The sequence below is a fragment of the Streptomyces sp. CA2R106 genome, from assembly GCF_037034245.1.
In the GTDB taxonomy this organism is placed as follows: domain Bacteria; phylum Actinomycetota; class Actinomycetes; order Streptomycetales; family Streptomycetaceae; genus Actinacidiphila.
On sequence record NZ_JBAGKC010000007.1, the window covers coordinates 25,507 to 52,000 of the forward strand.

The window sequence follows — 26,494 nt, forward strand, 5'->3', positions numbered from 1 at the left end:
GGCGGCGGCGGTTCCTAGCGTCGGGGGTGCGGCCGTCGCGGTCGCTCACCACCCCGACTCCCCGTCTGCGGCAACGCGGTGCGGGAGCCTGCCCCGAGGAGCGTCCATGCCGCCCGAAAGCCGCACGCTGACCGCCGCGCCGCCCGTCGTGCCCGCGGTCCCGCGTCCTGTACCGCAGGGCGGTCCGACGGCCCCGGAACAGGCCGCGGGCAGCGAGTTCGCGCCGCTGCTGCGGCAGATCAAGGACGCCGGGCTGCTCCGGCGCAGGCGCGGGCACTACGCGGTGTCGATGACGGTGAACCTGCTGCTGTTCGCCGCGGTGTGGGCGGCGGTCTTCCTCGTCGGCGGCACCGGGTCCTGGCGGGTGCTGGCGCTGGCGCTGCCCGCGGCGGTGCTGTCGGCCCGTTCCGGCTTCGTCGGGCACGACGCGGGGCACCAGCAGATCGCGGCCGGGCGGCGGGCGAACCGCGCGATCGCGCTGCTGCACGGGAACCTGCTACTGGGGATGGGCGCCGCCTGGTGGTCCGACAAGCACAACAAGCACCACGCCAACCCCAACCACGTCGGCAAGGACCCCGATGTCGAGGTGGGCGCCCTGGTGTGGACGCGGGCGCAGGCGGTCGAACGGCGCGGCTTCGCCCGCTTCCTGACGAAGTACCAGGCGTGGCTGTTCTTCCCGATGCTGCTGCTCGAAGGGCTGGCGCTGAAGGTCGCCAGCTTCCAGGACCTGCGGCGCCTCCCGCGCCGGGAGCGGCTGGTGGAGGGCGGGCTGCTGGCGGCCCACACGGCGGGGTACGCGGCGCTGCTGCTGACCGCGCTGCCGCCGGCGCAGGCCGTGGCGTTCGCGGCGCTGCACCACGCGCTGTTCGGGGTGCACCTGGGGTGCGCGTTCGCGCCCAACCACAAGGGGATGGCGATGCCCGAGGAGGGATCGCGCTGGGGGCACCTGCGCCGCCAGGTGCTCACCTCGCGCAACGTGCGCGGCAACCCGGTCGTCGACTTCCTCCTGGGCGGTCTCAACTACCAGGTGGAACACCACTTGGTGCCGAGCATGCCGCGCCCGCACCTGCGGCTGGCCCAGCCGCTGGTCCGCGCGCACTGCGCCCGCCTGGGCATCCCGTACACCGAGACGGGGCTGGTCGCGTCCTACCGGCAGGCGCTCGGCCACATGCACGCGGTCGGCGAGCCGCTGCGCTGAACCGGCGCCCGGTCCCGCTGTCAGTGGTGGCGGCTAGCGTGAAGGGCATGGGGGAGATCACGTATGTGCGGGGAGACGCCACCGCACCTCGGGGCAAGGGCGTCAAGGTGATCGCGCACGTCTGCAACGACATCGGCGGCTGGGGCAAGGGGTTCGTGGTGGCGCTCTCGCGCCGCTGGCCGGAACCGGAGGCGGCCTACCGGCGCTGGCACCGCGACCGGGCGCGCAACGACTTCGGGCTGGGCGCCCTCCAGCTCGTCCGGGTCGATCGCTGGACCTGGGTGGCCAACATGGTGGGACAGCGCGGCATACGCACCGGCAGCAAGGGCGTGCCGGTGCGTTACGAGGCGATCGACAGCGCGCTGGCCGCCCTGGGCGGCCGCGCCCTGGAGCTGGGCGCGTCGGTGCACATGCCGCGTGTCGGGTGCGGCCTGGCCGGGGGCAGGTGGGAGCGCGTCGAACCACTCGTCACCGCGCGGCTGGTGGAGCACGGGGTGGACGTCACGGTCTACGACCACGAGTGAGGTACGGGCCCGGGTCCGCTCGGGGGCCGCGGGTTCACAGGCGGGCGGGCCTGGCCGTGCCGTACAGCCAGGTGGCGAAGAGCGGCCGCAGGTCGCGGGAGGTGAACCGGGCGCAGAAGGCGGTGAAGTCGGCGGTGGACGCGTTGCCGTGGCGGTGCGCGACCGGCCACTGCTTCAGCAGCCGGTCGAAGGCGGGGGCGCCCAGGGCGCGGCGCAGTTCGTACAGCACCAGGGCGCCGCGGCCGTAGACGGGCGCGGCGGAGACGGCCGCCGCGTGGGGCGGGGAGGCGGGCGGGAAGGCCCAGTCGGCGTCGGAGGCGAAGGCGGAGGCGGCGCTCGCGTCGAGGGACGGGCCGCCCTCGTGCTGCTTCCACAGCCACTCGGTGAAGGTGGCGAAGCCCTCGTTGAGCCACATGTCCTGCCAGGCGGCGGGGGTGACGGAGTCGCCGAACCACTGGTGCGACAGTTCGTGCACGAGCGTGGTCGTGTCGACCGCGGGCGGCGGGCTGTCGCCGGGGAAGACCGGGCGGTTCTGCGTCTCCAGCGCGTAGCCGACCCGCCCGCGCGCCAGGTGGTCCACGATGGCGCCCGCCGAGGCGAAGGGGTAGGGCCCGAACAGGCCCTGCTCCCAGTGCAGGATCTCGGGGATGCGGGCCAGCGCCGCGGCGGTCGCGGCGTCGTCGGAGCGCGGGTCGACCGCGACGTACAGGGGCAGTTTGTCCGGTGTCGTCGAACGGGTGACGTCGAAGTGCCCGATGGCGACGGTCGCCAGGTAGGTGGCCATCGGTGCGGTGCTGCGCCAGTGGTAGGAGGTGCGGTCGTCGGCGACCGGGCGGGTGGCGACCAGTTCGCCGTCGGACACGGCGGTGAGGCCGCGCGGGACGGTGGCGGTGATGTCGTAGGCGGCCTTGTCGGACGGGTGGTCGTTGCCGGGGAACCAGGCCATGGAGCCGACCGGTTCGCCGAGGGCGAGGGCGCCGTCGTCGGTGCGGAACCAACCCTCGTGCGAGCCGTCCGGGTCGGTCAGCAGCCGGGGCATCCCCTGGTAGGCGACGGTCGTGGTGAAACGGGCGCCGGGCCGCAGCGGGTGCGCGGGGCTGACCCGCAGTTCGTCGCCCTTCCGGCTGGTGCGGGCCGTCGCGCCGTCGACGGTGACGCGCCGGACGGTGAGCCCGGCCAGGTCGAGGTCGAAGCGGTCCAGCTGCCGGTCGGCGGTGGCGGTGAGGACGGCGGTGCCGCGCAGTTGCCCGGACGCGGGGTCGTAGTCCAGGTCGAGGGTGTAATGGCCGACGTCGTAGCCGCCGTTGCCCGCGTCGGGGAAGAGCCGGTCGCCGACACCGGGGGCGCCGGTGGCGGAGGGGTCGCTGGTGCCGGTGCAGGACACGCCGCAGGCGAGCAGGCAGCCCGCGAGCAGCAGCGGGACCGCGCGCGGCGGCAGGCGTAGGCGCACGCCGGCCAGCGTACGAGGTGGCCGGCCGGCGCGCGCCCGGAGCGGCGGCCAGGAGCGGCGCGCCCCCCAGCCGCCCGGGGCGGCACCGCGTAAGACCCGTGCGCCAGGCGACCGGCCCTTACCGCGAGCGCCGCGGCCCGCCCCGCCCCGCCGCCGGGTCAGTCCGTGAACCGCTCCCCGCTCTCCGCCTTCCGCACCAGCAGCGCCGGCGGCTCGAAGCGCTCCCCGTACGCGGCGGCCAGCTCCCGCGCGCGGGCGGTGAAGCCGGCGACGCCGCCTTCGTACCCGTTGATGTACTGGAGCACGCCACCGGTCCACGCCGGGAAGCCGATGCCCAGCACCGAGCCGATGTTGGCGTCGGCGACGGAGGTCAGGACGCCCTCCTCCAGCAGCCGCACGGTGTCCAGGGACTCCGCGAAGAGCATCCGCTCCTGCATGTCGCGCAGCGGCGACCCGGCCACCGCGGGGGGCTCGTCCGCCGCCTTGCCGAAGTGCTCGGCCAGGCCCGGCCACAGCCGCGTCCGGCGGCCGTCCTCGTAGTCGTAGAAGCCCGCGCCGCCGGAGCGGCCGGTGCGGCCGAACTCGTCGACCATGCGGTCGATCACCTGCTCGGCCGGGTGGGCCCGCCAGGTGCCGCCGGCCGCCTCGACGGCCGCGCGCGTCTCGGCGCGGATCTTGCGCGGCAGCGTCAGCGTCAGCTCGTCGACCAGGGACAGCACCTTCGCCGGGTAGCCGGCCTGCGCGGCGGCCTGCTCGACGGAGGCGGCCGGGACGCCCTCGCCGACCATGGCGACGCCTTCGTTGATGAACTGGCCGATCACCCGGGAGGTGAAGAAGCCGCGCGAGTCGTTGACGACGATCGGCGTCTTGCGGATCTGCCGCACCAGGTCGAAGGCGCGGGCCAGCGCCTCGTCGCCGGTCCGCTCGCCGCGGATGATCTCGACCAGCGGCATCTTGTCGACCGGCGAGAAGAAGTGCAGCCCGACGAAGTCGTCCGGCCGGCGCACCCCTTCGGCGAGGGCGGTGATCGGCAGGGTGGAGGTGTTGGAGCACAGCAGCGCGTCCGGCGCGACCACGTCCTGGATCTCCTGGAACACCTTGTGCTTCAAGGCGGCGTCCTCGAAGACCGCCTCGATGACGGCGTCACAGCCGGCGAGGTCGGCCGGGTCCGCGGTCGGCGTGATCCGGGCGAGCAGCGCCTCGCGCTTGCCGGGCGTGGTGCGGCCCTTGGCGAGCGCCTTGTCCAGCAGCCCCGCGGAGTACGCCTTGCCGCGCTCGGCGGCCTCCTCGGTGACGTCCTTCAGCACGACGTCGATCCCGGCGCGCGCGCAGGAGTACGCGATGCCCGCGCCCATCATGCCGGCGCCGAGGACCGCGACCCTGGCGACCTGGCGGGCGGGCACGCCCTCGGGACGGCTGGCGCCGGAGTTGACGGCCTGCATGTCGAAGAAGAACGCCTGGATCATGTTCTTCGAGACCGGTCCGCAGGCCAGTTCGGTGAAGTAGCGGGCCTCGATGGTGAACGCGGTGTCGATGTCCACCTGGGAGCTCTCGACGGCGGCCGCCATGATGGCGCGCGGCGCCGGGTAGGGGGCGCCGGCCAGCTGCTTGGTGAGGTTCGCGGGGAAGGCGGGCAGGTTCGCGGCGAAGGCGGGGCTCTTCGGGGTGCCGCCGGGGATCTTGTAGCCGGGCTCGTCCCAGGGCTGCCGGGCCTCGGGGTGGGCGTCGATGAAGGCGCGGGCCCGGGCCAGGAGGTCGTCGGGGTCGGTGGCCACCTCGTGCACCAGGCCGGCTTCCAGGGCGCGCTGCGGGGCGTACTGGCGGCCCTGGAGCAGCACCTTGAGCAGGGCGTCGGCGATGCCGAGCAGGCGCACGGTGCGCACCACGCCTCCGCCGCCGGGCAGCAGCCCGAGGGTGACCTCGGGGCAGCCGATCTTGCTGCCGGGCGCGTCCAGGGCGACGCGGTGGTGGCAGGCGAGCGCGATCTCGTAGCCGCCGCCGAGCGCGGCGCCGTTGATCGCCGCGACGACGGGCTTGCCGAGGGTCTCCAGGCGGCGCAGGCGGCGCTTGATGCGCAGCGAGCCGGTGAAGACCTGCTCGGCGGTCTCAGGGGTGGCGCGGATCAGGTCGCGCAGGTCGCCGCCGGCGAAGAACGTCTTCTTGGCGGAGGTGATGATCACACCGCGGATGCCGTCGAGTTCGGCTTCCAGGCGGTCGAGGGTGGCGTCCAGGGAGTCCGCGAAGGCCGCGTTCATGGTGTTCGCGGACTGCGCGGGGTCGTCGAGGACGAGGGTGACGACGCCGTCGGCGTCCTGCTCCCAGCGGATGGTGGTGGACTCGCTCATGGTCTTCGAAGCTCCGTTGGTCCGGTTGGTCCGGCGAGGTGGGGGCGAGGCGGGACTGGGCAGGGACCGGGCGGGGGCGGCCCGGTCAGAGGCGTTCGACGACGGTGGCGACGCCCATGCCGCCGCCCACGCACAAGGTGGCGAGGCCGTAGCGCTGGTCGCGGCGCTCCAGTTCGTCGATGAGGGTGCCCAGGATCATCGCGCCGGTCGCGCCCAGGGGGTGGCCGAGCGCGATCGCGCCGCCGTTGACGTTGACCTTGTCGATGCTGACGCCGAGGTCCGCGGCGAAGCGCAGCACGACGGCCGCGAACGCCTCGTTCATCTCGATCAGGTCGATGTCGTCGACGCTCAGCCCGGCCTTGGCCAGCGCCTTGCGGGAGGCGGGGGCGGGTCCGGTGAGCATGATGGTCGGCTCGGAGCCGGAGACGGCCGCGGAGACGATCCGTGCGCGCGGGGTGAGGCCGTAGCGCTCGCCGACCTCGCGGTTGCCGATGGCGACCAGCGCCGCGCCGTCCACGATGCCCGAGGAGTTGCCGGCGTGGTGGACGTGGTCGATCCGCTCCACCCAGTGGTACTTCTGGAGCGCGACCGCGTCGAAGCCGCCGGCGTCGCCGATCATGGCGAAGGACGGCTTGAGGGCGGCCAGCGACTCGGGGGTGGTGCCCGGGCGCATGTGCTCGTCGCGGTCCAGGACGGTCAGCCCGGCGCGGTCCACGACCGGGACGACGGAGCGGTCGAAGCGGCCCTCCTTCCACGCCTGCGCGGCCCGCTCCTGCGACAGCGAGGCGTACGTGTCGACGTCGTGCCGGCTCCAGCCGCCGATGGTGGCGATCAGGTCGGCGCCGATGCCCTGGGGCACGAAGCCGGTCTCCATGGACGTCATCGGGTCCATGGCCCAGGCGCCGCCGTCGGAGCCCATCGCGACGCGGGACATCGACTCCACGCCGCCGGCCAGCACCAGGTCCTCCCAGCCGGAACGGACCTTCGCCGCGGCGAGGTTGACCGCTTCGAGGCCGGAGGCGCAGAACCGGTTCTCCTGGACGCCCGCGACGGTGTCGGGCAGGCCCGCGGCAATGGCGGCGATGCGCGCGATGTCGGAGCCCTGGTCGCCGATCGGGCTGACCACGCCGAGCACGATGTCGTCGATCGCGGCCGGGTCGAGGTTCGGGAAGCGGCGGCGCAGTTCGTGGATGAGGCCGACGACGAGGTCGATCGGCTTGGTGCCGTGCAGGGAGCCGTTGGCCTTTCCGCGCCCGCGCGGGGTGCGTACGGCATCGTAGACGTAGGCGTCGGTGCTCAACGTCGTGCCTTTCGTTGAGGGTTCGCGGGTGGGCGGTGCGGGTGGGCAATGCGGGTGCGGGGGCCCTGTGGCGGGCCTGGTACGGGGGGTCTGTACGGCGGCGGGTGCGGGTCAGCCGGGCGGGTCGTCGGCGCGGGCCGGCGCGGGGACGCCCCAGTCGCGGGCCACCTCCGCGGTGTGCGCGCCGGGCAGCGCGGGAGGGCGGCGCAGCGTCCCGGGTGTCGCCGAGAAGCGGGGCGCGGGGGCGGGCTGGACCACGCCTTCATATGTGGTCAGGGTGCCGCGGGCGGCGAGGTGCGGGTGCTCCGCGGCCTCGCCGAGCGGCAGTACGGGGGCCGTGCAGGCGTCGGTGCCGTGGAAGACGGCGGTCCACTCCTCGCGGGTGCGGGTGCCGAACGAGGCGGCCACGGCCGCGCGCAGCTCGGGCCACCGGGCGGGGTCGTCGCGCAGGGCGGCGGTGGCGGCGGGCAGGCCGAGCAGGGCCGCGAACTGGTCGTAGAAGCGCTGTTCCAGGGCGCCGACGGCCATGTGGCCGCCGTCAGAGGTGGCGTACACGCCGTAGAACGGGGCGCTGCCGTCGAGGAGGTTGGAGCCGCGGCGGTCCTGCCAGGCGCCGGCGGCGCGCATGCCGTGGAGCATGGCGGTCAGGTGCGCGGTGCCGTCCACGATGGCGGCGTCGACCACCTGGCCGCGGCCGTGGGCGCGGGCGTGGTGGAGCGCGGCGAGCACCCCGGTGACGAGGTAGAGGGAGCCGCCCGCGTAGTCGCCCAGGACGTTGGCCGCGGGGGCGGGCGGCCGGTCGGGCTCGCCGGTCATGTGCAGGGCCCCGGTCACCGCGACGTAGGAGATGTCGTGGCCGGCGGTCGGGGCGAGCGGTCCGTCCTGGCCCCAGCCGGTCATCCGGCCGTAGACCAGGCGGGGGTTGCGGGCCAGGCAGGGCTGCGGGCCGACGCCCAGCCGCTCGGCGACGCCCGGGCGGTAGCCCTCGATGAGGATGTCGGCCCGGGCGGCGAGGTCCAGTACGGCGGCCGGGCCGCCCTCGGCCTTGAGGTCGACCAGGACGGAGCGCTTGTTGCGGTTGGTGACGTCGAGGGCCGGGTCGATGCCCAGGCCCTGGCCGCCGGGGCGGTCGACGCGGACGACGTCGGCGCCCAGGTCGGCGAGGAGCATGGCGGCGAACGGTCCGGGCCCGATGCCCGCGAGTTCGAGGACGCGCACGCCTGCCAGCGGGCCGGGTGCGGGACCGGCGGCCGGGTTCGGCGATTCTGCTGTCACTTCCGCGATGGTAGGAACGTGTTCCAGTTTTGGCAAGGGCTGACTGAGCGCTCGCTCAGCGCGTCGCCACGGCCGGACCGAGGCCCGGTCGGGCCGCGGCGCGGGCGGTGAGCAGCACCGGAGCGCGACGGCAGGCGGGCGGCCGGCTCAGCGCGGGCTGGTGAGCAGGGGGGCGACCAGGTCGAGCGCCTGGGTGAGGGCCGCGGTGGCGCAGTGCCGGGACAGCCGCGCCGCGTCACGGGCCAGGGCGCGCGCGGCGTCATGGTCGCCGGTCAGCGCGCGGGCGTGGGCGGTGCGCGCCGAGTACAGCGCGCGGTTGCGGACGAAGCAGGGGTTCTGCATCGCCAGCGCCTGTTCGAGCAGCGGGCGGGCCTCGTAGGGCAGTTCGAGGTCGAGCAGCGCCAGGCCCTGCTGGGCGGCGAGTTCGGGCCCGTCCAGCCAGTAGAGCCACGGCGGCGCGGCCGCGGCGGCCCGGTCGGCCCCGGCCTCGTCCTCCGCTGCGGCCAGCCGGCGTTCGGCCTCGGCGGCGGCCCGCCGGAAGGCGCCCTCGGCGCCGAGCGCGGCATGGGCGCGGGCCAGCCTGATCGCGGCCAGCGCGCGTACCGCCGAGGGGGTGCCGCCCGCGGCCCGGACCGCCGCCTCGGCCGCCGCGACGGCGTCCTGCGGCCGTTCGGTGAGCACCGCCTGGAGGGCGATGCCGCCCCACAGGGCGACGGCGAGCGGCCGGTCCCCCGCGGCGTGGGCGAGCCGCAGCCCGGTCAGGTGGTGGCGCTGGGCGGCGCCGTAGCGGCCGCCGTCGGTGGCGGCCAGCCCGCCGAGCTGGGCGAGGTCCGCGGCGGTCCGCAGCAGGCGCCGTTCGATGGCGGCGCTGTGCGAGCGGCGCGCCAGCAGCCCGCGCACCAGCCGCAGATCGGCCTCGACCCGGTGCCGTACGGCCGAGCCGCCGAGCCGGTCGTCCAGCCGCCGCAGCCCGAGCACACCGGCCTCCAGCCACTCCAGCACGCCGCTGTCCACGGCGCCCGGCGCCCCCGCCTGCTCGGGCACCCGGGTGCGCCGGACGGCGCCCGGCACGGGGCGCGGCACCACCGGGCGGCCGCCGCGGGCCGGGTCGGCCGAGCGCACGGCCGCGCGGCCGGCGGCCCGCGCACCGGCGCCTCCAGGGCCCCGCAGAGTGGTGCCCACCACGCTTTCCGGCGGTGACGGCACGGCCGCCGGCTCCCGCGGCGCCGCGAGGGCGCTGTCCCACTCGGCGATCGCGTTCCTCAGCGCGTGGCCCTGGGCGACCGCGCAGCCGCTGGAGTCGTCGGCGCCGTCGAGGAGCGCCTCCAGGGCGGCGCGGGAGCCGTCCGCGTCCCATGACAGGCCGTCAGGCATCCCCGTGTGGGCGGGCAGCCACTGGGGCCACGGGTGGAGCTCCAGCTCGCGCGGGGCGACGCCGAGCGCGCGGGCGAGGGCGCGCTGGCTGTCCGCCTCGGGCACGACGCCCCAGTGCTCCCAGCGCCACACCTTCTCGCGCCGCGCGGCCATCGGGACGCCGAGCGCCCGCGCGTGGTCGGCGATCACCCGCGCGAGGTCCTGGTAGCTCCAGCCGTGCCGGCGGCGCACGTAGGCGAGTGGATGCGTGGACGCGGCGGGCGTGCCCTCTCGTGCCACGTTACTTTCGTCCATTCACCTGGTCCCCACTGGACTCACCCGGTTCGCCGTGCGGCAGCCGCCCGGTGAGCAGGTTTTCGAATGTCAACTATGCCGTGTTCCGCACCTGTTGGGCGACCGGTGGCCCAGCGCCTTGTGCCGCGGTCCGGCTCCCAAACTCCGGCAACGATACGGGACTACACGAAGACAACAGGTGCGCCCTTGTCCTGAACTGTTGCATACCGATTGGCTGTTCGCGATCACTGGACGTAACGTGCGCCGTGGAGGGCTGCCCGCGGATGACCCCACCGCCCCCACCCTTCCGCTTCTCCCGCGGCAAGGACGGCATGTCCTTCGACCCCGCGTTCGGCGACCAGCAGCTCGTCGCCGCGCGGGCCGCCCTCAATCAGGGGCGGTGGACCGTGGTCCGCACCCTGCTGGCCGGCACCGGTGACGACTGGGACTGCCGCGGCCACCGCCTGGTGGTGCTCGGCGAGGGCAAGTCGGCCGCCGCGTGGGCGGAGGAGTGGCGGCTCGCCGAGCCGGAGAGCGCGGACGCCGCGGCGCTGGCCGCCGCCGCGGCGGTCTTCCGGGCCATCGCCGGCAAGCAGAAGCCGGAGGAAGCGCGGGAGAAGTGCCTGCTGGTGGCGCGGATGGCGGCGGCCGACCCGACACCCTGGCTGCTCCTGCTGGTCCTGGCCCGGCACACCGGCAGCGACGACGAGCAGGTGCGCGCCTTCGACCAGGTACGCGGCCGGCACCGCGGCCACCACCACGCACATTATCTGATGACGCGGTGCCTGGCGGAACGTCAGAAGACCGAGGGCGACGACCCGTTCCACGAGGTGTACGAGTTCGCCGACTGGGCGGCCGGTGAGGCGGGTCCCGCCTCACCGTTGGTCGCGCTGCCGCTGGTCGCCCTGGTGGAGCGGTACCGCGTGCTGGCCGCGGCCGGTACGCTGCCGCCCGAGCCCGACGGCCTGCCGTACTGGACCACCGCGCGGGCCCGCAACAGCGTCCGGACCGGCTTCGACTGGTGGCTGGGGTGGAACGGGGCACCCTACCCGCGGCTTCCGGTCGACCTGAACTACGTGGCGTACGGCAAGTTCCACGTCGGCGACACCGTGGAGGCCGCCTCGCTGTTCAGCCGGATCGGCACCGCCGCCACCCGCGTGCCCTGGTCGTACCCGGACCGCGACCCCAAGAAGGCGTTCCTCGCCGCACGCAACTACGCCCTCGGTTTTGGACCGTCGTGACCGGGACGGACTGACCGGATCGGCCGGAAGTCGCCCCACCCGCCCGCGCGCCACCGCCCGCACCACCCCGCACCTCCACGTACCGCCCAGCACCACCCGCACTCCCCCGGCAGACCGTGCTCCATCCGCACCTCCCACCGTGTACCGGAAGGAACCGAAGGCATGTTGACGGGCAGTCCGCACGAGATCAACACGTTCAAGGGTGAGCAGCGCGCGCTGCGGGCGGGCCGGATCGGCGCGCCCGCCCTGCTGCTGTCGGTGCTGGCCGCGACGGCCCCCCTGATGGTGGTGGCCGGTGTCATCCCGACCACCTTCGGCACCATGGGCATCGTCGGGGTGCCGCTGCTCTTCGTCATCGTCGGCGTGGTGCTGGCGCTGTTCAGCTTCGGCTACGCGGAGATGAGCCGCCATGTGCACAACGCGGGCGCCCTGTACGCCTACATCTCCCGCGGCCTGGGCGGCACCATGGGCGCGGGCGCGTCCTATGTCGCGCTGTTCGCGTACAGCATCATGCAGATCGGCACCTACGGGATCTTCGGCTTCGAGATATCCGGGCAGGTCTTCCAGCACTGGCACCACCAGGTGGCCTGGTGGATTCCCGCGCTGTGCGGGGTGGCGGTCACCGCGGTGTTCGGCGCGCTGAAGATCGACCTGAACGCCAGGACGCTGGGCGTGCTGCTGCTGGTGGAGACCCTGCTCACGGTGGTCTTCGACATCAGCTTCCTCGGCGACCCGGGGCCGCAGGGGGTCTCGCTGCACGCCTTCGACCCCGGCACGCTCAGCGGCGCGGGGCTGGGCACCGCGCTGTGCTTCGTGATCGCCGGGTTCGTCGGCTTCGAGCAGGCGCCGGTCTACGCGGAGGAGACCAGCGAGCCGCACCGCGTGGTGTCGAAGGTGATGTTCCTGGCGATCGGCTTCGCGACGGTCTTCTTCGCGTTCAGCTCGTGGGCGATCACGGTGGCCACCGGACCGGCGCACGTGGTCGGGCAGTCGCGGGAGCAGTCGGCGAACCTGGTCTTCGCGCTCAACCAGAGCCGGCTGGGAGGCGCGTTCACCGACACCCTGAACGTCTTCTTCATCACCGGGATCTTCGCCTCCATGCTGAGCTTCCACAACGTGGTGGCGCGCTACGCCTTCGCGATGGGGCGCGACGGCCTGCTGCCGGCGGCCGTGGGCCGGACGTCGAAGGCCAGCGGCGCCCCGGCGGCCGGGTCCTTCCTCCAGTCGCTGGTGGCGCTGGTGGTGGTGGCGGTCTTCGCGGTGACCGACCACGGCTCGTTCGGCCCGCAGGGGCCGGACCCGACGGCACCGGTGCTGCGGCTGTTCACCTGGGCGGGCAACGTGGGCGCGCTCGGTGTGGTGCTGCTGATGGCCATGGCCGCGGTCGCGGTGATCGTCTTCTTCGTCAAGCGCGGCGCGGCGGCGGTGCAGGGCTGGCGGCTGGTGACCTCGGGCCTGGCCGCGATCGGGCTGCTGGTCATCTTCGGGTACTCGGTGAAGGACTTCGCGGTGCTGCTGGGCGCCGACCCGGGCCACGGGCTGCGCTGGATACTGCCGGGCATCATCGCGCTGGCCGCCGCGATCGGCCTGGTGCACGGCGCGGTGCTGCGGAGCCGGCGCCCCGAGGTGCACGCCAGGATCGGCCAGGGCAACGAGGCGTTCCAGCTGGAGAAGGCGGCCGCGGCGGCCGGCCCGGCGCAGTAGCTCAGCCGGTGAGGCCCGGCGCTCCCCAGACCGGGAACCAGCGCGACAGGTCCTCCTCCAGCCGCAGGTCGTTGGCGACCAGCGCCTTGACCTGGAGCTCCAGTGCGTTGTCCCGCTTCTCGCCGGGCAGCGGGCAGAAGGGGTAGAAGCTGCCCCGCTTGTAGAGGTACACCAGGGCCAGCAGGTGGCCGGCGGCGTCCTTGAAGCTGACCAGGGAGCACAGCAGCTGGGGGCCGAAGCCCTGCTGTTCGAGCGCGGAGTTGATGGCGTGCAGGTCGGTGACCAGGTCGGTGGTCTCCTCGGGGCGGTGGCGGGACAGCAGCCAGGTGTAGCCGTAGCTGTCCTGGCTGGTCTCCACCGAGGGCAGCAGGGCGAGCAGGTCCTGCTGGGTCTCGGCGAACGCACCGCCCTCGACCGCGGCGAAGCACACCGCGCCCATGCCGGTCGGGCGCAGGTCGCTCGCCGCCTGGAGGGTGATCGCGGCGGAGGTCAGGCCGAAGAGCTGGTCGAGGTCGGGGCGGACCGGCTTGCTGCGGCCGAGCAGCACATCGAGCAGTCCCATCAGCGGCGGTCCAGTTCACGGGTGATCTGGGCGAGCTGCTCCAGCCGCCGCTCCAGGGTGGGGTGGGTGGACAGCAGCTTGGAGGCGGTGGCGCCGGCGCTCAGCGCGGGGGCGAAGAAGAACGCGTTGAACGGCTGGGAGCGGCGCAGGTCCTCGGTGGGGATGGCGGCGATCTGCCCGCTGACCTTGGTGAGCGCGGAGGCCAGCGCCGAGGGGCGGCCGGTGAGCAGCGCGGCGCTGCGGTCGGCGGACAGCTCGCGGTAGCGCGACAGCATCCGGGTGAGCAGGAAGCTGATCGCGTAGACGACGGCGCTGACCAGCGGGATCAGGACGATCAGTGCGTTGCTGCCCGGGTCGCGGCTGCGCCGGAAGCCGCCGAACAGCGCGATGCGGGTCATCACGCCGGCGAGCACGCCGAGGAAGGACGCGATCGTCATGACGGCGACGTCCTTGTGCGCGACGTGCGACATCTCGTGCGCGATGACGCCTTCCAGTTCCTCGGGCTCCAGGCGGCGCAGCAGGCCGGTGGTGGCGCAGACCATCGTGTTCCGCTGGTTGCGGCCGGTGGCGAACGCGTTGGGCACGTCGGAGTCGGCGATGGCGACCTTGGGCTTGGGCATGTCGCCGAGGGCGCAGATGCGGTCGACGACGCCGTGCAGTTCGGGGGCCTGCTCGGGGGTGACCTCGCGGGCGCCCATGCTGAAGGCGGCGATCTTGTCGCTGAACCAGAACTGCGCGACGAAGAGCCCGCCCGCGATGATCAGGATCATCGGCCAGGCGCCGTGCAGCAGGGCGAGCAGCACGCCGACGAAGACGACGTAGAGCAGTCCGATCAGGAACATCGTGACGACCATGCGGGTCGTCAGTCCCCGGTCGGGGGCGAAGCGGTTACGTGGCATGGCCCCTCCCGAGTGGTGCGGGGGCGCGGGTCGCAAGCCTGCGGCCCGCGTGCTCCCTAGGGTGCTGGACAGGTGTGCCCGACGGCTACCTGCCCAACGGTGCAACGTTCCGGACGTCCCGTCCGGTTCCGCGGGCGCTGCGGCATTCGGGTGGAGTCGCCCACAGTCCAGTCCGCAATCCGGTCCACAGTCCACAGCCCACAGCCCGCGGTGCGCGAAGCCCCTCGTACCCCGCGGGTCAGGCGCGCACGTCCAGGACGAGCTTGCCGGTGGTGCGGCGGGCCCGCAGGTCCTCGTGGGCGCGGGCGGCGTCGGCCAGCGGGTGCACCGCGCCGATCAGGGGGCGCAGCCGGCCGCCGGCGGTCATGGCGAGCAGCTCGTCCAGCGGCTCGTGGTACATACCGGGGCGGCCGAGGCAGTGGGCGAGCCAGAAGCCGATGACCGCGCGCGAGCGGCCCATCAGGCGGGCGGGCTCGACGGGGGTGGGCGGGATGCGGGAGGCCATGCCGTAGGTGACCAGGCGGCCGAAGGGGGCGAGGGCGGAGAGCGAGGCGTCGAAGACCGGGCCGCCGGTCATCTCCAGGACGGCGTCGACCTTGCGGCCGCCGTTCGCCTCGACCAGGCGCTCGGTCAGGCCCTCGGGCGCGCCGTCGATGGCGGCGTCGGCGCCGAGCTCCAGGGCGAGGGCCCGCTTCTCCTCGGTGGAGGCGGTGGCGATCACCCGGCCGGCGCCGAACTCCTTGGCGAGCTGCACCGCCAGCGACCCGGTGCCGCCGGCCGCCGCGTGGACCACGACGCTCTCGCCCTCGGCCAGCCGCGCGCAGGTGCGCAGCAGGTGCCACGCGGTGACGCCCTGGACCACCAGGGCCAGGGCCTGGCCGTCGCTGACGCCGTCGGGCAGGTCGTGGGCCAGGTGCTCGGCCGCCAGTGCCTTTTCCGCGTAGCCGCCGTTGTCGGTGAGGGAGACGACGCGGCGGCCGTCGGCGGTGCGGCCGACGACCTCGGCGCCGGGGACCATGGGCAGCGAGGAGGCGGCCAGGTAGCTGTTCTCGACGGTGTGGGTGTCGGCGTAGTTGACGCCCGCGGAGTCGACGTCGATCAGGATCTGGCCGGGCTGCGGTACGGGCTCGGGCAGTTCGGTGAGGTGCAGTACCTCCGGGCCGCCGAACTCGGTGATCTGGATCGCGCGCACGGTCGCCACTCCTCCGGGTGGGGCGGTCCCCGCCGGGTGGCGGGGAGCTCGCCCGCAAAGACTACCGACTGGTCAGTATGCGGCGCACGCGACTCCGCCCGACCCGGTCAGGTCCCGCAGCCGCGGTGGGGCCCGCGGGTCATGCGGCGGGCACCGGGCGGGCCGGCGGCGGGCCGACGTAGCGGGCCAGGGGTCGGATGATCTTGCTGTCCTCGGCCTGCTCCAGCACGTTGGCGCTCCAGCCGACCATCCGGGCCGCGGCGAAGGTCGGGGTGAACATCTCCCGGGGCAGCCCGCACAGCTCCATGACCACACCGGCGTAGAACTCGACGTTGATGTGCAGCTCGCGGCCGGGTTTCAGCTCGGCGAGTATCGCCTCGGCCCGCTCCTCCACCTCCAGGGCGAAGTCGACCAGTTCCCCGCCGAAGCCGCGCGCGATGGACTTGAGCATCCGGGAGCGCGGGTCCTCGGTGGTGTACACGGGGTGCCCGAAGCCCATGATGCGGTCGCCCGCGAGGACCCGTTCGCGCAGCCAGGCGTCGATCCGGTCCGGGGTGCCGATCGCGTCCAGGGTGTCCAGGGCGCGGCTGGGGGCGCCGCCGTGCAGCGGGCCGGACAGTGCGCCCAGGGCGCCGACGAGGCAGGCGGCCAGGTCGGCGCCGGTGGAGGCGATGACGCGCGCAGTGAACGTGGACGCGTTGAAGCCGTGGTCGACGGTGGAGATCAGGTAGCTCTCCACCGCCCGCGCCCGGGCCGGCTCCGGCTCGCGCCCGGTCAGCATGTAGAGGTAGTTGGCCGCGTAGGGCAGGTCGTCGCGCGGCTCTACGGGCGCCAGGCCCTGCCCCAGCCGGTGCAGCGCGGTCACCAGCGTGGGTACGGCGGCGCAGGCGGCCAGCGCGTCGGCCTTCCGCTGCTCGGGGTCGATGTCGTACAGCGGCCGGAACCCGGCGGACGCGCCCGCCAGCGACAGTGCGGTGCGCAGGCCCGCGAGCGGCCCGGACAGCGCGGTGGAGCGGGCGATGGCGGGCAGCGCGTCCACGACGTCGGCCGGCAGGTGCCGCAGCTCGGCCGTACGGGCCCGGAAGGCGGCCAGCTGCGCCGCGTCGGGGAGCACGCCGTGGCACATCAGGTGCCAGACCTCCTCGAACGTGCGGGTGCGCGCCAGCTCCACCGCGGAGTACTCGCGGTAGTGGTAGAAGCCCTCGGCCCCGCGTACGTCGCCGATGGATGTCTCGGTGACGACGACGCCCTTGAGACCGCGGGGTACGTCGATCGGGGCGCTGGGCTCGGTGGTCGGCATGGTGTTCCTCCTTGGGTATGTACGCGACTGTCCATGATTGATTCAAGCGTGTCAACATTGATTCAATCAATATGAAGACCCGTCCAGTACAGATGTACAGATACGGTGGGGCCCATGACGAGGGAGCAGGAAGGGCAGCCGGAGCCGCAGGACGCGCGCGCCGACGGCAGCAGGGGCACCGACGGCAGCGGCGAACCGGCCGGACCGCAGCCCCCGGCGCGGATCAGCACCCGGGAGGCGGCCCGGCGGCTCGGGGTGAAGCCGGAGACGCTGTACGCGTACGTCTCCCGCGGACTGCTGGACAGCCGCCGCGCGCAGGGCGGCCGGGGCAGCACCTTCGACCCCGCGCAGGTCGCCGCGCTCGCCCGGCGGGGGCGCCCGGCGGCCCAGCCCGACCCGGCGGCAGCCGCGCCGCCCGCGGTGCGGGAACCGGGCGCGGCGCCGGGCGGCGGTACCACCGAGGGCTGGGGCCGGCTGCGCACCGGCATCACCCTGATCGGCTCGGAGCGGTACTTCTTCCGGGGCGTCGACGCGGTCGAACTCGCCGGGGAGTACGCCTACGAGGAGATCGCGGAATGGCTGTGGACGGGCGCGCTGCGGCCCGGCACCCGCTTCACCGCCGCCCCCGCGCCGCTGGCCGCCGCCCGGACGACGGCAGGCGCGCTGCCGGCCGGGAGCGGCCCGATGGACCGGCTGCGGGTCGCCGTCGCGGCGGCGGCGAGCGCGGACCCGCTGCGCTTCGACCTGTCCGAGCCCGCGGTCCTGGGCACCGCGCGCAGCCTGATCGCCACGCTGGTGGACGCGCTGCCGCCGGTCGGCCGCGCCGACCCCGGCGGCGGCCCGCTGGCGCACCGGCTGTGGCCGAAGCTGACCGCCGCCCCGGCAGACGCGGCGGCGCTGCGCGTCCTGGACACGGCGCTGTCGCTGCTCATCGACCACGACCTGGCCGCGTCCACGCTCGCGGCCAGGGTCGCGGCCTCCGCCCGCGCGCACCCCTACGCCGTCGTCTCGGCCGGGCTCGGCGCCCTGGACGGGCCGCTGCACGGGCAGGCCAGCGCGCTGGCCCACCGCATGCTCGCCGAGGTCGCGGTGCAGGGCGGCGCCGGGCCGGTCGTCGCGGAGTACCTGCGGGCCGGGCAGCGCGTCCCGGGCCTGGGGCACCGGCTCTACCGGGGCGAGGACCCGCGTGCCCTCGCCCTGTTCGCGCTGCTGGACCAGGTGCCGGCCGCCGCGGACGCGCTCGGCGCGGCCCGCGACGTGGTCGCCACCGCCGCCGCCCGCCACCGCGACCTGCACGCGAACGTCGACCTGGCGCTCGGCGTGCTCTCCGTGTCCCACGGGATGCCGCCGCAGGCGGGCGAGACGGTCTTCGCGGTCGCCCGGACCGCGGGCTGGATCGCCCACGCCCTGGAGGAGTACGCGGAGCCGCCGCTGCGGATGCGGCTGAGCGGCGCCTACGCCGGTCCGCGCCCCGGCCGCCCGCTCCCCCGGCCCGACCCGCGCTGACCGGCGCCGAACGGCACGGCCAGGACGCGCCCGACCTGCCCCGCCCCGCCCGGGCTCACACGCCGGTCAGCCGGGGGACGCGCCCGACCAGCTCGGCCCACTCGGCGTCGATCTGGCCGGGCACCATGCGCCCGGCGGACTGCCACTGGGCGACCAGGGCCGAGAACAGCGGCGCGTCCGGCGCCTGCAGAACCGTTACGCCAGGGCCGGGCGCGCTCCCCGTCCGCCAGGCCGCCGGCGTCCCCGCGGCCGGGGTCGCGGCGGTGCCGCTGACCGTCAGATCCTGGCGAACCCACTTCGTTGCTGCCATACGCCGATCAACGAGGACGAGTCGGGTACAGCCACTGCGGCGGCCGACGCGGCACACGAACGAGTGACGGCCGCGCCGCGCGGGGCCGGAATTTCCGGCGGGCCACGGCCGTTGCGACAGTCATGAGCACTGTGGAGCTGACCAAGGAGAACTTCGACGAGGTCGTGTCCGCCAACGACTTCGTCCTCATCGACTTCTGGGCCGCCTGGTGCGGGCCGTGCCGGATGTTCGCGCCCGTCTACGACAAGGCGTCGGACAAGCACGGCGATCTGGTCTTCGCGAAGGTCGACACCGAGGCGCAGCCGGAGCTGGCGGCCGCCTTCCAGATCCAGTCGATCCCGACGCTGATGATCGTGCGGGACAAGGTCGCGGTCTTCGCGCAGCCGGGCGCACTGCCCGAGCCCGCGCTGGAGGACGTCATCGCGCAGGCCCGCGCGCTGGACATGGCCGAGGTGCGCAAGGCGGTCGCCGAGTCCCAGGCCGGCGGCGCGCCCGGGGGCGAGGCGGCCGGCGGCGCCTCCGCCTGAGCCCCGCACTCCTCCTTTCCCCGGCCCTGCCCTTTCCCCCGCCCCGCCCGGCGGCCGACGCGCCGTCCGGGCGGGGTGACCTGCGCGAAGGCCCCGGGACAGGGCACTGTCAGTGGTCGGACCTAAGGTCGGGGTGTGGAGAGTGTGGTGGCCGTCGTCGCGGACCCGGTGGGGTCCGGCGGTCGGTGGTGCGCGCTCGCGGCGGACGGGGGTGCGGCGGGGCCGGTGCAGGCCGTGCCCGACCTGGCCGCGGCCGTGGCGCGGCGGGAGGCGGCCGAGCGGCCGCGCTGGGTGTGGGCGGCCACCGACGAGATCTATCCATGGCTGCTGGAGCGCGCCGCGGTGCGGCCGGGCCGCTGCCATGACGTGAAACTCGTGGAGTCCCTGCTGCTGGGCATGGCCGGGTGGCACGCGCGGCCGCGCTCCCTCGGCGCGGCCTGGGCCCGGCTGCACGACCTGCCCGAGCCGGCGGACGCGCCGGAGCCCGGCGCCGACGACCAGCCGGTGCTCTTCGCGGCCGACCGGCACCATCTGCCGCCGGACACCGACCCGTTGGCCGCGCTGATCGCGGTCTACGCCGACCAGCGGCGCCGTATCGCCGGGAGCGGGCACCCGGACCGTACCCTGCTGCTGTGCGCCGCGGAGTCCGCCGGTGCGCTGGCCGCGGTGGAGATGGGTCGCGACGGTCTGCCGTGGAGCGCGGCCGTGCACGACGAACTGCTCACCGGCCTGCTCGGCGCCCGCCCGGCCGGCGGCGCCCGCCCCGCCGTCCTGGGCGACCTCACCCGGCGCATCCAGCAGGCGCTGGGCCGCCCGGTCAACCCCGACTCCCCCGCGCAGGTGCTGCCCGCCTTCGCCCGGCTCGGGGTGCCGCTGCGCACCACCCGCTCGCACGAACTGCGCGAGGTCGAACACCCCGCCGCCGCACTCCTGCTGCGGTACAAGGAGCTGTCCCGTATCCATGCCGCACACGGCTGGGCGTGGCGCGAGGCGTGGGTGCGCGGCGGCCGGTTCCGGCCGGAGTACGTGGTCGGCGGGGTGGTGTCGGGGCGGTGGGCGACGCGCGGCGGCGGGGCGTTGCAGATCCCGCGGCTGCTGCGCGGCGCGGTGGTCGCCGATCCCGGGCACCGGCTGGTGGTGGCCGACGCCGGCCAGCTCGAACCGCGGGTGCTGGCCGCGCTGTCCGGTGACCCCGGGCTGGCCAGGGCCGCGTCCGGCGGCGACCTGTACGCGGCGCTCGCGCTGGACGCGTTCGCCGGCGACCGGCCGCGCGCGAAGATCGCGCTGCTCGCGGCGATGTACGGGCAGACCAGCGGGGAGGCCGGGCAGTTGCTGGCGGTCATGCGGCGCCGCTTCCCGACCGCGCTCGCCCTGGTGGAGGCGGCGGCCCGCACCGGTGAGGCGGGCGGTGTCGTACGCTCCCGGCTCGGCCGCACCTCGCCCACCCCGTCGGCGGGCCGGTTCCTCGACGCCGACGGTGCGGAGCCGGGGGCGGCCGAGGACCCGGGGGACAGTTCCTCGCCGAACCTGCGGGCGGCCCGCTCCTGGGGACGCTTCACCCGCAACTTCGTGATCCAGGCCAGCGCTTCGGACTGGGCGCTGGCGATGCTCGCGGCACTGCGCAGGCGGCTGGCCGTGATCGGCCCGCAGCCGCGGCTGGTGCTCTTCCAGCACGACGAGGTCGTCGTCCATGTGCCCGCCGCGCTGGCCCCCGCCGTCGAAGCGGCCGTCACCGAGGCCGGCGAGGAGGCCCGCCGCCTCGTCTTCGGTGCCACCCCGGTGCCCTTCCCGCTGGAGACGCACGCCGTCGAGTGCTACGCGGACGCGAAGTAACGCCGCCTGCCGCCGCGCGCACCGGACCCCGGGCCCCAGGCAATCAGCCCCGGACCGCGGACCTCACAGCTCGCCGCGGCGGACCAGCACCGCGAGGACCACGGCGCCGGGGACCAGCGGCAGCCACGTGGTGAGCAGGCGGTAGCCGAGGACGGCGGAGGTCGCGGCGACCCCGGAGGCGCCCGCGGTGACCAGGGCCAGCGCCAGCGCGGCGTCGAGCGAGCCGATTCCGGCCGGGGTCGGCAGCCAGCCCGCGGCGGTGCTCGCGCACAGGTACGCCACCAGGGCGCCGCTGACCGGCACGGGCGCGTGCACCGCGCGGATCACCGCGACGACCACCGCGCCGTGCATCAGCGGGAAGCAGAGCGACCCGCCCCACAGGGCGGCGGCCCGGGACGGGTCGCGGTGCACCGCCCGCACGTCCTGGACGACCGAGGTGAGGAAGCCGCGCAGCCGGGCGCCCAGCCGGCGGGCGTAGCGCAGCAGCAGCACGATCCCGACGACCGCGGCGGTACCGCCGACGGCCAGCAGCAGCGGGTGGTCCGGCAGCGCGGGCCGCCCGGCGACCACCCGGCGGATGTGCAGGGCGTCGGGGAAGACCAGCAGCGCCACCAGCAGCAGCGCGATCCGCCCGGCGACGGCCGCGGCCGCGCGCACCGCGAGGGCGGCGAGCGCGGCGGTGGGGGTCATGCCGCGCCGGACCAGGAAGCGCAGGTTCACCGCGTTGCCGCCGACGCCCGCCGGCAGCACGTGGTTGGCGGCCGAGGCGGCGAACTGCGCGGCCAGCAGCCGCCCGGGCGGGACCGCGCGCACCACGGCGCCCTGGAGTGCGACGGCGGAGAACACCCAGGTCATGACCGCGGCCAGGCAGGCGACCGAGAGCCACTCGCCGTCGGCCGAACCCAGCCGCCCCGCACCGGAGTTGATGACCGTCCACTTGCTGACCAGCAGGACCGCGACGGCGGCGAGCGGCAGGGCCATCGCCGTGGACCGCACGGAGGCGCGCTGCCAAAGGGCTCCATCGGTGCGTGCGACGGACACGGCGGCTCCTCGGCGCGTGGGGACGGCTCCTCCAGGCTAGGACCTGGTGGAGCCGCTCTCCTACCCGCCCAGGGCCACTTGGGTCAAAGCGCTGGGGAACATCAGTCGACCGGGGGATTTCGCGCGCACAGGTACGCCTTCCCCCGCAAGGGGGGCCGGCCAGGCGGCGGAGCCGAGAAGGCCCGGTAGGCGGGAGCAGTTGCGGCCGCCGGTCCGCGAGGTGACGCGGACCGGCGGCTCTTCCCTCAGCGCGACCGGGCGGCGGTGAGAGGTCCGCCACCCGGCCGCCCAGGGCAGTGGATCAGGCGGCGGGCGCCGTCCACTGCTGATTGGCGGCCCCGGTGCAGCTCCAGATCTGGAGTCTGGTGCCGTTGGCCGAGCTCGGCCCGGTGGCGTCGAGGCACTTGCCCGAACCGGTGTTGACCAGTTCGCCGTTCGGGCCGCGGGTCCACTGCTGGGCCGCGGTGCCGTTGCAGTCGTACAGCTGCGTCGGGGTGCCGTCGGCGGTGCCGGCCGAGGTGACGTCCAGGCACTTGCCCAGCGCCTGGAGGGTGTTGCCGCTCGCGGTCCACTGCTGGGCGGGGGTGCCGTTGCAGTCGTAGAGCTGGACCGCGGTGCCGTTGGCGGAGTTGCCGCCGGCGACGTCGGCGCACTTGCCGCCGTAGCCGGTGATGGTGCCGGTGTGGCCGGAGGAGGTGCCGCCGCTGCTCTGGGTGCCGGACCAGGTGAACGTGGCTGAGGCGCCCGCGGGCATCGTGTAGGTGAAGTGCTCGCCGCCCCAGTCGACGGTGACCGGCTGGGCGGAGGAGGACTCGTTGTAGGCGATCAGCGCCTTGGAGCCGTCCGGGTTCCGCCAGGCGACGTTGCGGATCGTGGAGTTGTCGTCGGAGCTGATCCGGTGGGCGCCGGGCCGGACGAACTTCGTCAGCTGGCCCATCGTGTAGTACTCGATGGTGTAGTCGACCTGCCCGCTGCGGCTGTCGCCGTTGTGCACGGTGACCAGGCCGGTGCAGGTGCCGCAGCCGCCGTTGTGCGGGCCCATGTCCTGGTCGACCGCCAGGCTCCACTTGACCCAGCTCTGGCCCCAGTTGCGGGTGTAGTCGATCAGGTTCTCCATGTCCTCCTTCTGCTGGTTGCCGATCCAGGTGCCGCCGGAGTGCTCGGTGTCGAAGTCCGGCACGTCCGGGTACTTGTCGTGGATCGTGGTCTGCTCGCTGGTGCTGCCCTCGTATCCGTGCCAGGCGATGCCGCCGAAGTTGGGGTCGTCGCGGATCGCGGCGTCGTCGACGGTGGGCGCGGCGTAGCTGTCGTACGAGTCGGGGTTCCAGTCCAGGGCGAGCACCTTCGTGGACAGGCCCGCGGTGTGCAGCGCCGGGAGCAGGTCGTTCTTGGTGAAGTAGGCGAGCCCGGAGCCGTTCCAGTTCGCGCCGGGGTAGTCGCCGCCGACGGTCGGCTCGTTCTGCACCGAGACATAGTCGATCGGCACGCCCGCGGCCTGGTACGCCTGGATGTACTTCACGAAGTACTGCGCGTAGGCGGCGTAGTACTGCGCCTGGAGCCACCCCTGCACATAGCTGTCGTTGTCCTTCATCCACGGCGGCGGGGTCCACGGGGTGGCCATCACCGTGACGTCCGGGTTGATCTGCTCGGCCTGCTTGGTCAGCGGCAGGATGTCGGTCTGGTCGTGGGCGATGGAGAAGTGCGCGAGGGACGGGTCGGTCTGGCCGGCCGGCATGTCGTCGTAGGTGTAGCTGCTGCGGGCCAGGTCGGAGGCGCCCATGGGGTTGCGCAGGAAGTCCAGGCCGATCCCGTCGACGGGGTCGAAGAGCTTCTTCATGACCGAGTCGCGGGTCGCGGCCGACAGGGCGCCGCTGGAGCCCAGCAGGTAGCCGGCGGTGTCGGTGAACGACGCGCCGCCACCGGTGAACTGCTGGTACTGCGTGTTCTCGTCGACCGTGACCTGCTGACCGGAGCCGCCGGTGCCGGCGGAGAAGGCCAGCGGGGCCTGCTGCTCCAGGCCCTTGGTGACGTTCCGGCCACCGGAGTCGCTGGTGGTGGTCAGGTAGACCTGGACGCTCTCGCCGGCCGCGTGCGCGGTGGCGGGCGCGGCGAGCATCGGCGCGACGGCCGCGGCGGCGGCCGTCACCACCCCGACGAGGGTGCGCCGCATCCGGGTTGCGCCCGCGCGGGGGCGTGTTGCTGCGCTCATGGTTCGTTGCCCTTCTCGGCAATGTGGCATGGGCTGACATGGGGGGCGTGCGGGCGTACGGGCGTGCGCGCGGTGCCGTGAGCGGGGCGTACGCCCGTACGTCCGCGGTCCGGGCGAGGCAGCCATGCGGCGAGGGGGCCCGCACGCCTGCGCTCATCAGCTGTTCCCGGACTTGTTTCACGACTTTTATCGCGACGTGATTTAACTCGCGCCCTTCCGGGCCGTCAAGGGCCCACACATGCATCGGCGCAGTGAAACACCGTGAAACGAAAGGGCGTTGGCCAGCTCGGGTCGATGCCGCTCGGGTCGGTGCCGCTCAGGCCGATGCCGCGCCGCCCGCCGACCGCGCCGGGGCGGTGCTCCCGCGCGGCACCAGCACCGGCGGCTCCAACGGGGCCGCGCCCGCAGCCTGCTCCCCCCGGATGTGCGCGAGCAGTACCTCCGCGGCCTGGCGGCCGTACTGGGGCACATGGCGGCTGACGGCGGTCAGCGCGGGGTGCACCAGCCGGCACAGCTCGCTGTCGTCCCAGGCGACGAGGGACAGTTCGCCCGGCACCGGCACCCCCATCTCCTGGGCCACCCCGAGCGCGGCGACGGCCATCACGTCGTTGTCGTAGACGACGGCGGTGGGCCGCCGGGTGCCCGACAGCAGCCGCCGGGTCGCCCGGGCGCCGCCCTCGCCGGTGTAGTCGGTGTAGACGCAGGTGACCCCGCCGATCCCGAACTCCTCGGCGGCGGCCTCGAACGCCTCGCTGCGCTCGCGGGTGTGCACGAAGTGCGGCGGCCCGGCCACCCGGGCGACCTCGCGGTGCCCGAGGGCTGCGAGGTAGGCCACGGTCTCGCGGACCGCGACCGCGTCGTCGATCCACACCGACGGCATCCCCGACAGGCGCCCGGCGTGCCCCACCGCCACGGCGGGCATGCCGAGTTCGGCGAGCAGCCCAGGCCGCGGGTCGGGTTCGCGCAGGTCCACCAGGAGCACCCCGTCCACCCGCCGCTCGCCCCACCAGCGCCGGTACGCCGCCGCCTCCGCGCCGACGTCCTCGGTGACCTGGAGCAGCAGCGCGGTGCCGGTGGCCGCGAGCCCGGCCTCGACCCCGGAGATCAGCCGCATGAAGAACGGTTCGATGCCCAGCACCCACGCCGGGCGGTCCACCACCAGGCCGATCGCGCCGCAGCGGCCGTCGGACAGCGCGCGGGCGGCGCTGCTGGGGTGCCAGCCCATCCGGGCGGCGATCTCCAGGACCCGCGCGCGGGTGCCCTCGGACACGCCGGGCTTGTCGTTGAGCGCGTAGGACACCGCGCCCTTCGAGACGCCCGCGGCCGCGGCGATGTCGGCGATCGTGGGGCGCTTGCGGGGCGAGGCGGGGGGCACGGGCGACGACACGGGGGGCATACGGCCTCGGGCGGTACGGGGCCCGCGGGCGGGCCGGGTGCGGCGGACGGGCCACCCAGCTTAACAACGCTGAACCGGTCCGCAGGTGCTGTCGCAGGCGGCAAGTGGGGGCGCGTCAGGGCGCCGCGGGCTCAACCGGTTGAGCCGCCCGTGCCGCCCCTGCCGCCGCGCCACCCCCACCCCCGCGCCGCCGGTCCACCGCCGGCCCGCCGACGTCCGCCCGCCCAGGAAGCACCCCTCAGCCGCGCACCGCGGAGATCTCCAACCGGACGTAGTCCGCGACGGGTTCGGCCAGCCGCGCCGCGACCGCCTTGACGAACGGTTCACGGTCGTCCTCGGCCATGGCGTCCAGCCGCGGCCCGAGGATGAGGGTGGCGAGGAACGCCTCCAGCTGCTCGCCGCGCTCGAACACCGCCGGGTCGGGCCGCAGCCGCACGTCGATGTCGGTGAACCCGGCGGCGGCCAGCCGCTCGCGGGTGTCGTCCACGCCCGCGAACTCCCAGGTGTCGGAGGGGGTGCCGGTGACGTCGGCGACGGCGGCGTTGATGGCCGCGATGTTGCCGCGGCCGCCGCAGTCGCTGACCAGGCGGGCGCCGGGCCGCATCCGCTCGGCGAGCGCGGCGAAGAGCGCGGCGTGGTCCTCGATCCAGTGGAAGGCGGCGACGCTGAAGACCGCGTCGACCTCGCCCTCGAAGGGCAGCGGCTTCGTCAGGTCGGCGAGCACGACCTCCACCTGGTCCAGCCGCCCGGCCAGCCGCTCCCGCAGCCTGTCCAGCATTTGGGCGGAACCGTCCACGGCGACGACGCGGCCGTCCGGCAGCCGGTCGAGCAGCCCCTCGGTGTCGCGCCCGGTCCCGCAGCCCGCGTCCAGCACGCGTTCGCCACCGCGCAGGGGCAGCCGCCCTAGCGTGCGCCGCCCCCAGCCGAGGTGCGGCAGCGGCAGGGAGTCGTACGTCCTGGCGTCCCATTCCCGCGGCATGGCGCTCCAATCGTCCCGCGGCCACCGCCGGCCGCCCGACGGCGGCGGTCCGGTGC

21 protein-coding genes are annotated in these 26,494 nt (G+C 74.7%); 7 read left to right on the forward strand and 14 right to left on the reverse strand.

Annotated elements, in window-relative coordinates:
* Positions 1–106: 106 nt before the first annotated feature.
* Positions 107–1,198: a fatty acid desaturase family protein gene (locus WA788_RS12640; protein WP_335976348.1), complete on the forward strand. Its 1,092-nt coding sequence runs from the start codon at positions 107–109 to the stop codon at positions 1,196–1,198.
* Positions 1,199–1,245: 47 nt separating this feature from the next.
* Entirely contained in the window at positions 1,246–1,722 is a 477-nt protein-coding gene (locus WA788_RS12645) for a macro domain-containing protein (RefSeq protein WP_335976351.1), read from the forward strand.
* Between the two features lie 34 nt (positions 1,723–1,756).
* Here the strand turns inward: WA788_RS12645 and WA788_RS12650 are convergent, their stop codons facing one another.
* The 5 genes from WA788_RS12650 to WA788_RS12670 form a co-directional block, all read right to left on the reverse strand.
* Positions 1,757–3,172, reverse strand: coding sequence for a M1 family metallopeptidase (locus WA788_RS12650; protein ID WP_335976353.1), 1,416 nt, complete (start codon positions 3,170–3,172; stop codon positions 1,757–1,759).
* Between the two features lie 158 nt (positions 3,173–3,330).
* Positions 3,331–5,517, reverse strand: coding sequence for a 3-hydroxyacyl-CoA dehydrogenase NAD-binding domain-containing protein (locus tag WA788_RS12655; protein WP_335976356.1), 2,187 nt, complete (start codon positions 5,515–5,517; stop codon positions 3,331–3,333).
* Between the two features lie 85 nt (positions 5,518–5,602).
* Positions 5,603–6,817, reverse strand: a complete 1,215-nt coding sequence (locus tag WA788_RS12660) for an acetyl-CoA C-acetyltransferase (RefSeq protein WP_335976358.1) — start codon at positions 6,815–6,817, stop codon at positions 5,603–5,605.
* A gap of 111 nt (positions 6,818–6,928) precedes the next feature.
* The gene (locus WA788_RS12665) at positions 6,929–8,092 is read right to left on the reverse strand and encodes a CaiB/BaiF CoA transferase family protein (protein ID WP_335976361.1); all 1,164 of its coding nucleotides are present in this window, start codon (positions 8,090–8,092) and stop codon (positions 6,929–6,931) included.
* A 147-nt stretch (positions 8,093–8,239) separates the two neighbouring features.
* Entirely contained in the window at positions 8,240–9,760 is a 1,521-nt protein-coding gene (locus WA788_RS12670; protein ID WP_335976363.1) for a hypothetical protein, read from the reverse strand.
* Between the two features lie 263 nt (positions 9,761–10,023).
* Here WA788_RS12670 and WA788_RS12675 point away from each other — a divergent pair, with 263 nt between their 5' ends.
* Both WA788_RS12675 and WA788_RS12680 read left to right on the forward strand, forming a co-directional pair.
* Complete coding sequence (locus tag WA788_RS12675) at positions 10,024–10,980, forward strand: hypothetical protein (protein ID WP_335976365.1); 957 nt, start codon at positions 10,024–10,026, stop codon at positions 10,978–10,980.
* Between the two features lie 162 nt (positions 10,981–11,142).
* On the forward strand, positions 11,143–12,684 hold the full coding sequence (locus tag WA788_RS12680) for an APC family permease (RefSeq protein ID WP_335976367.1): 1,542 nt from the start codon (positions 11,143–11,145) through the stop codon (positions 12,682–12,684).
* Between the two features lies 1 nt (position 12,685).
* Here the strand turns inward: WA788_RS12680 and pspAB are convergent, their stop codons facing one another.
* From pspAB to WA788_RS12700, 4 genes are all read right to left on the reverse strand, one after another.
* On the reverse strand, positions 12,686–13,246 hold the full coding sequence (gene pspAB / locus WA788_RS12685; protein ID WP_335976369.1) for a PspA-associated protein PspAB: 561 nt from the start codon (positions 13,244–13,246) through the stop codon (positions 12,686–12,688).
* Positions 13,246–14,145: a zinc metalloprotease HtpX gene (htpX, locus tag WA788_RS12690; protein ID WP_335976372.1), complete on the reverse strand. Its 900-nt coding sequence runs from the start codon at positions 14,143–14,145 to the stop codon at positions 13,246–13,248. The genes pspAB and htpX overlap by 1 nt, the downstream gene beginning before the upstream one ends.
* 238 nt (positions 14,146–14,383) lie before the next feature.
* Positions 14,384–15,337, reverse strand: coding sequence for a quinone oxidoreductase family protein (locus WA788_RS12695; protein WP_335976374.1), 954 nt, complete (start codon positions 15,335–15,337; stop codon positions 14,384–14,386).
* A 139-nt stretch (positions 15,338–15,476) separates the two neighbouring features.
* Positions 15,477–16,637: a citrate synthase/methylcitrate synthase gene (locus tag WA788_RS12700; RefSeq protein WP_335976375.1), complete on the reverse strand. Its 1,161-nt coding sequence runs from the start codon at positions 16,635–16,637 to the stop codon at positions 15,477–15,479.
* A 114-nt stretch (positions 16,638–16,751) separates the two neighbouring features.
* Between WA788_RS12700 and WA788_RS12705 the strand changes: the two genes are divergently transcribed.
* Positions 16,752–18,143 carry a citrate/2-methylcitrate synthase gene (locus tag WA788_RS12705; RefSeq protein WP_335976377.1) on the forward strand — a complete coding sequence of 464 codons (1,392 nt, stop codon included), beginning with the start codon at positions 16,752–16,754 and terminating at the stop codon, positions 18,141–18,143.
* A gap of 55 nt (positions 18,144–18,198) precedes the next feature.
* Here WA788_RS12705 and WA788_RS12710 read toward each other — a convergent pair whose 3' ends face one another.
* On the reverse strand, positions 18,199–18,453 hold the full coding sequence (locus tag WA788_RS12710) for a hypothetical protein (RefSeq protein ID WP_335976379.1): 255 nt from the start codon (positions 18,451–18,453) through the stop codon (positions 18,199–18,201).
* Between the two features lie 122 nt (positions 18,454–18,575).
* Between WA788_RS12710 and trxA the strand changes: the two genes are divergently transcribed.
* Together trxA and WA788_RS12720 are read left to right on the forward strand one after the other, a co-directional pair.
* Positions 18,576–18,980, forward strand: coding sequence for a thioredoxin (gene trxA / locus WA788_RS12715; RefSeq protein ID WP_335976382.1), 405 nt, complete (start codon positions 18,576–18,578; stop codon positions 18,978–18,980).
* A gap of 135 nt (positions 18,981–19,115) precedes the next feature.
* Positions 19,116–20,813, forward strand: coding sequence for a bifunctional 3'-5' exonuclease/DNA polymerase (locus WA788_RS12720; RefSeq protein ID WP_335976383.1), 1,698 nt, complete (start codon positions 19,116–19,118; stop codon positions 20,811–20,813).
* A 63-nt stretch (positions 20,814–20,876) separates the two neighbouring features.
* Here WA788_RS12720 and WA788_RS12725 read toward each other — a convergent pair whose 3' ends face one another.
* The 4 genes from WA788_RS12725 to WA788_RS12740 all read right to left on the reverse strand — a co-directional run bounded on the left by WA788_RS12725 (position 20,877) and on the right by WA788_RS12740 (position 26,438).
* Complete coding sequence (locus WA788_RS12725) at positions 20,877–21,854, reverse strand: lysylphosphatidylglycerol synthase transmembrane domain-containing protein (protein WP_335976386.1); 978 nt, start codon at positions 21,852–21,854, stop codon at positions 20,877–20,879.
* Between the two features lie 301 nt (positions 21,855–22,155).
* Entirely contained in the window at positions 22,156–24,063 is a 1,908-nt protein-coding gene (locus WA788_RS12730) for a ricin-type beta-trefoil lectin domain protein (RefSeq protein WP_443034020.1), read from the reverse strand.
* 316 nt (positions 24,064–24,379) lie between these two features.
* Positions 24,380–25,450: a LacI family DNA-binding transcriptional regulator gene (locus tag WA788_RS12735; protein ID WP_335976389.1), complete on the reverse strand. Its 1,071-nt coding sequence runs from the start codon at positions 25,448–25,450 to the stop codon at positions 24,380–24,382.
* A 247-nt stretch (positions 25,451–25,697) separates the two neighbouring features.
* Complete coding sequence (locus tag WA788_RS12740) at positions 25,698–26,438, reverse strand: class I SAM-dependent methyltransferase (RefSeq protein ID WP_335976392.1); 741 nt, start codon at positions 26,436–26,438, stop codon at positions 25,698–25,700.
* Positions 26,439–26,494: the final 56 nt, after the last annotated feature.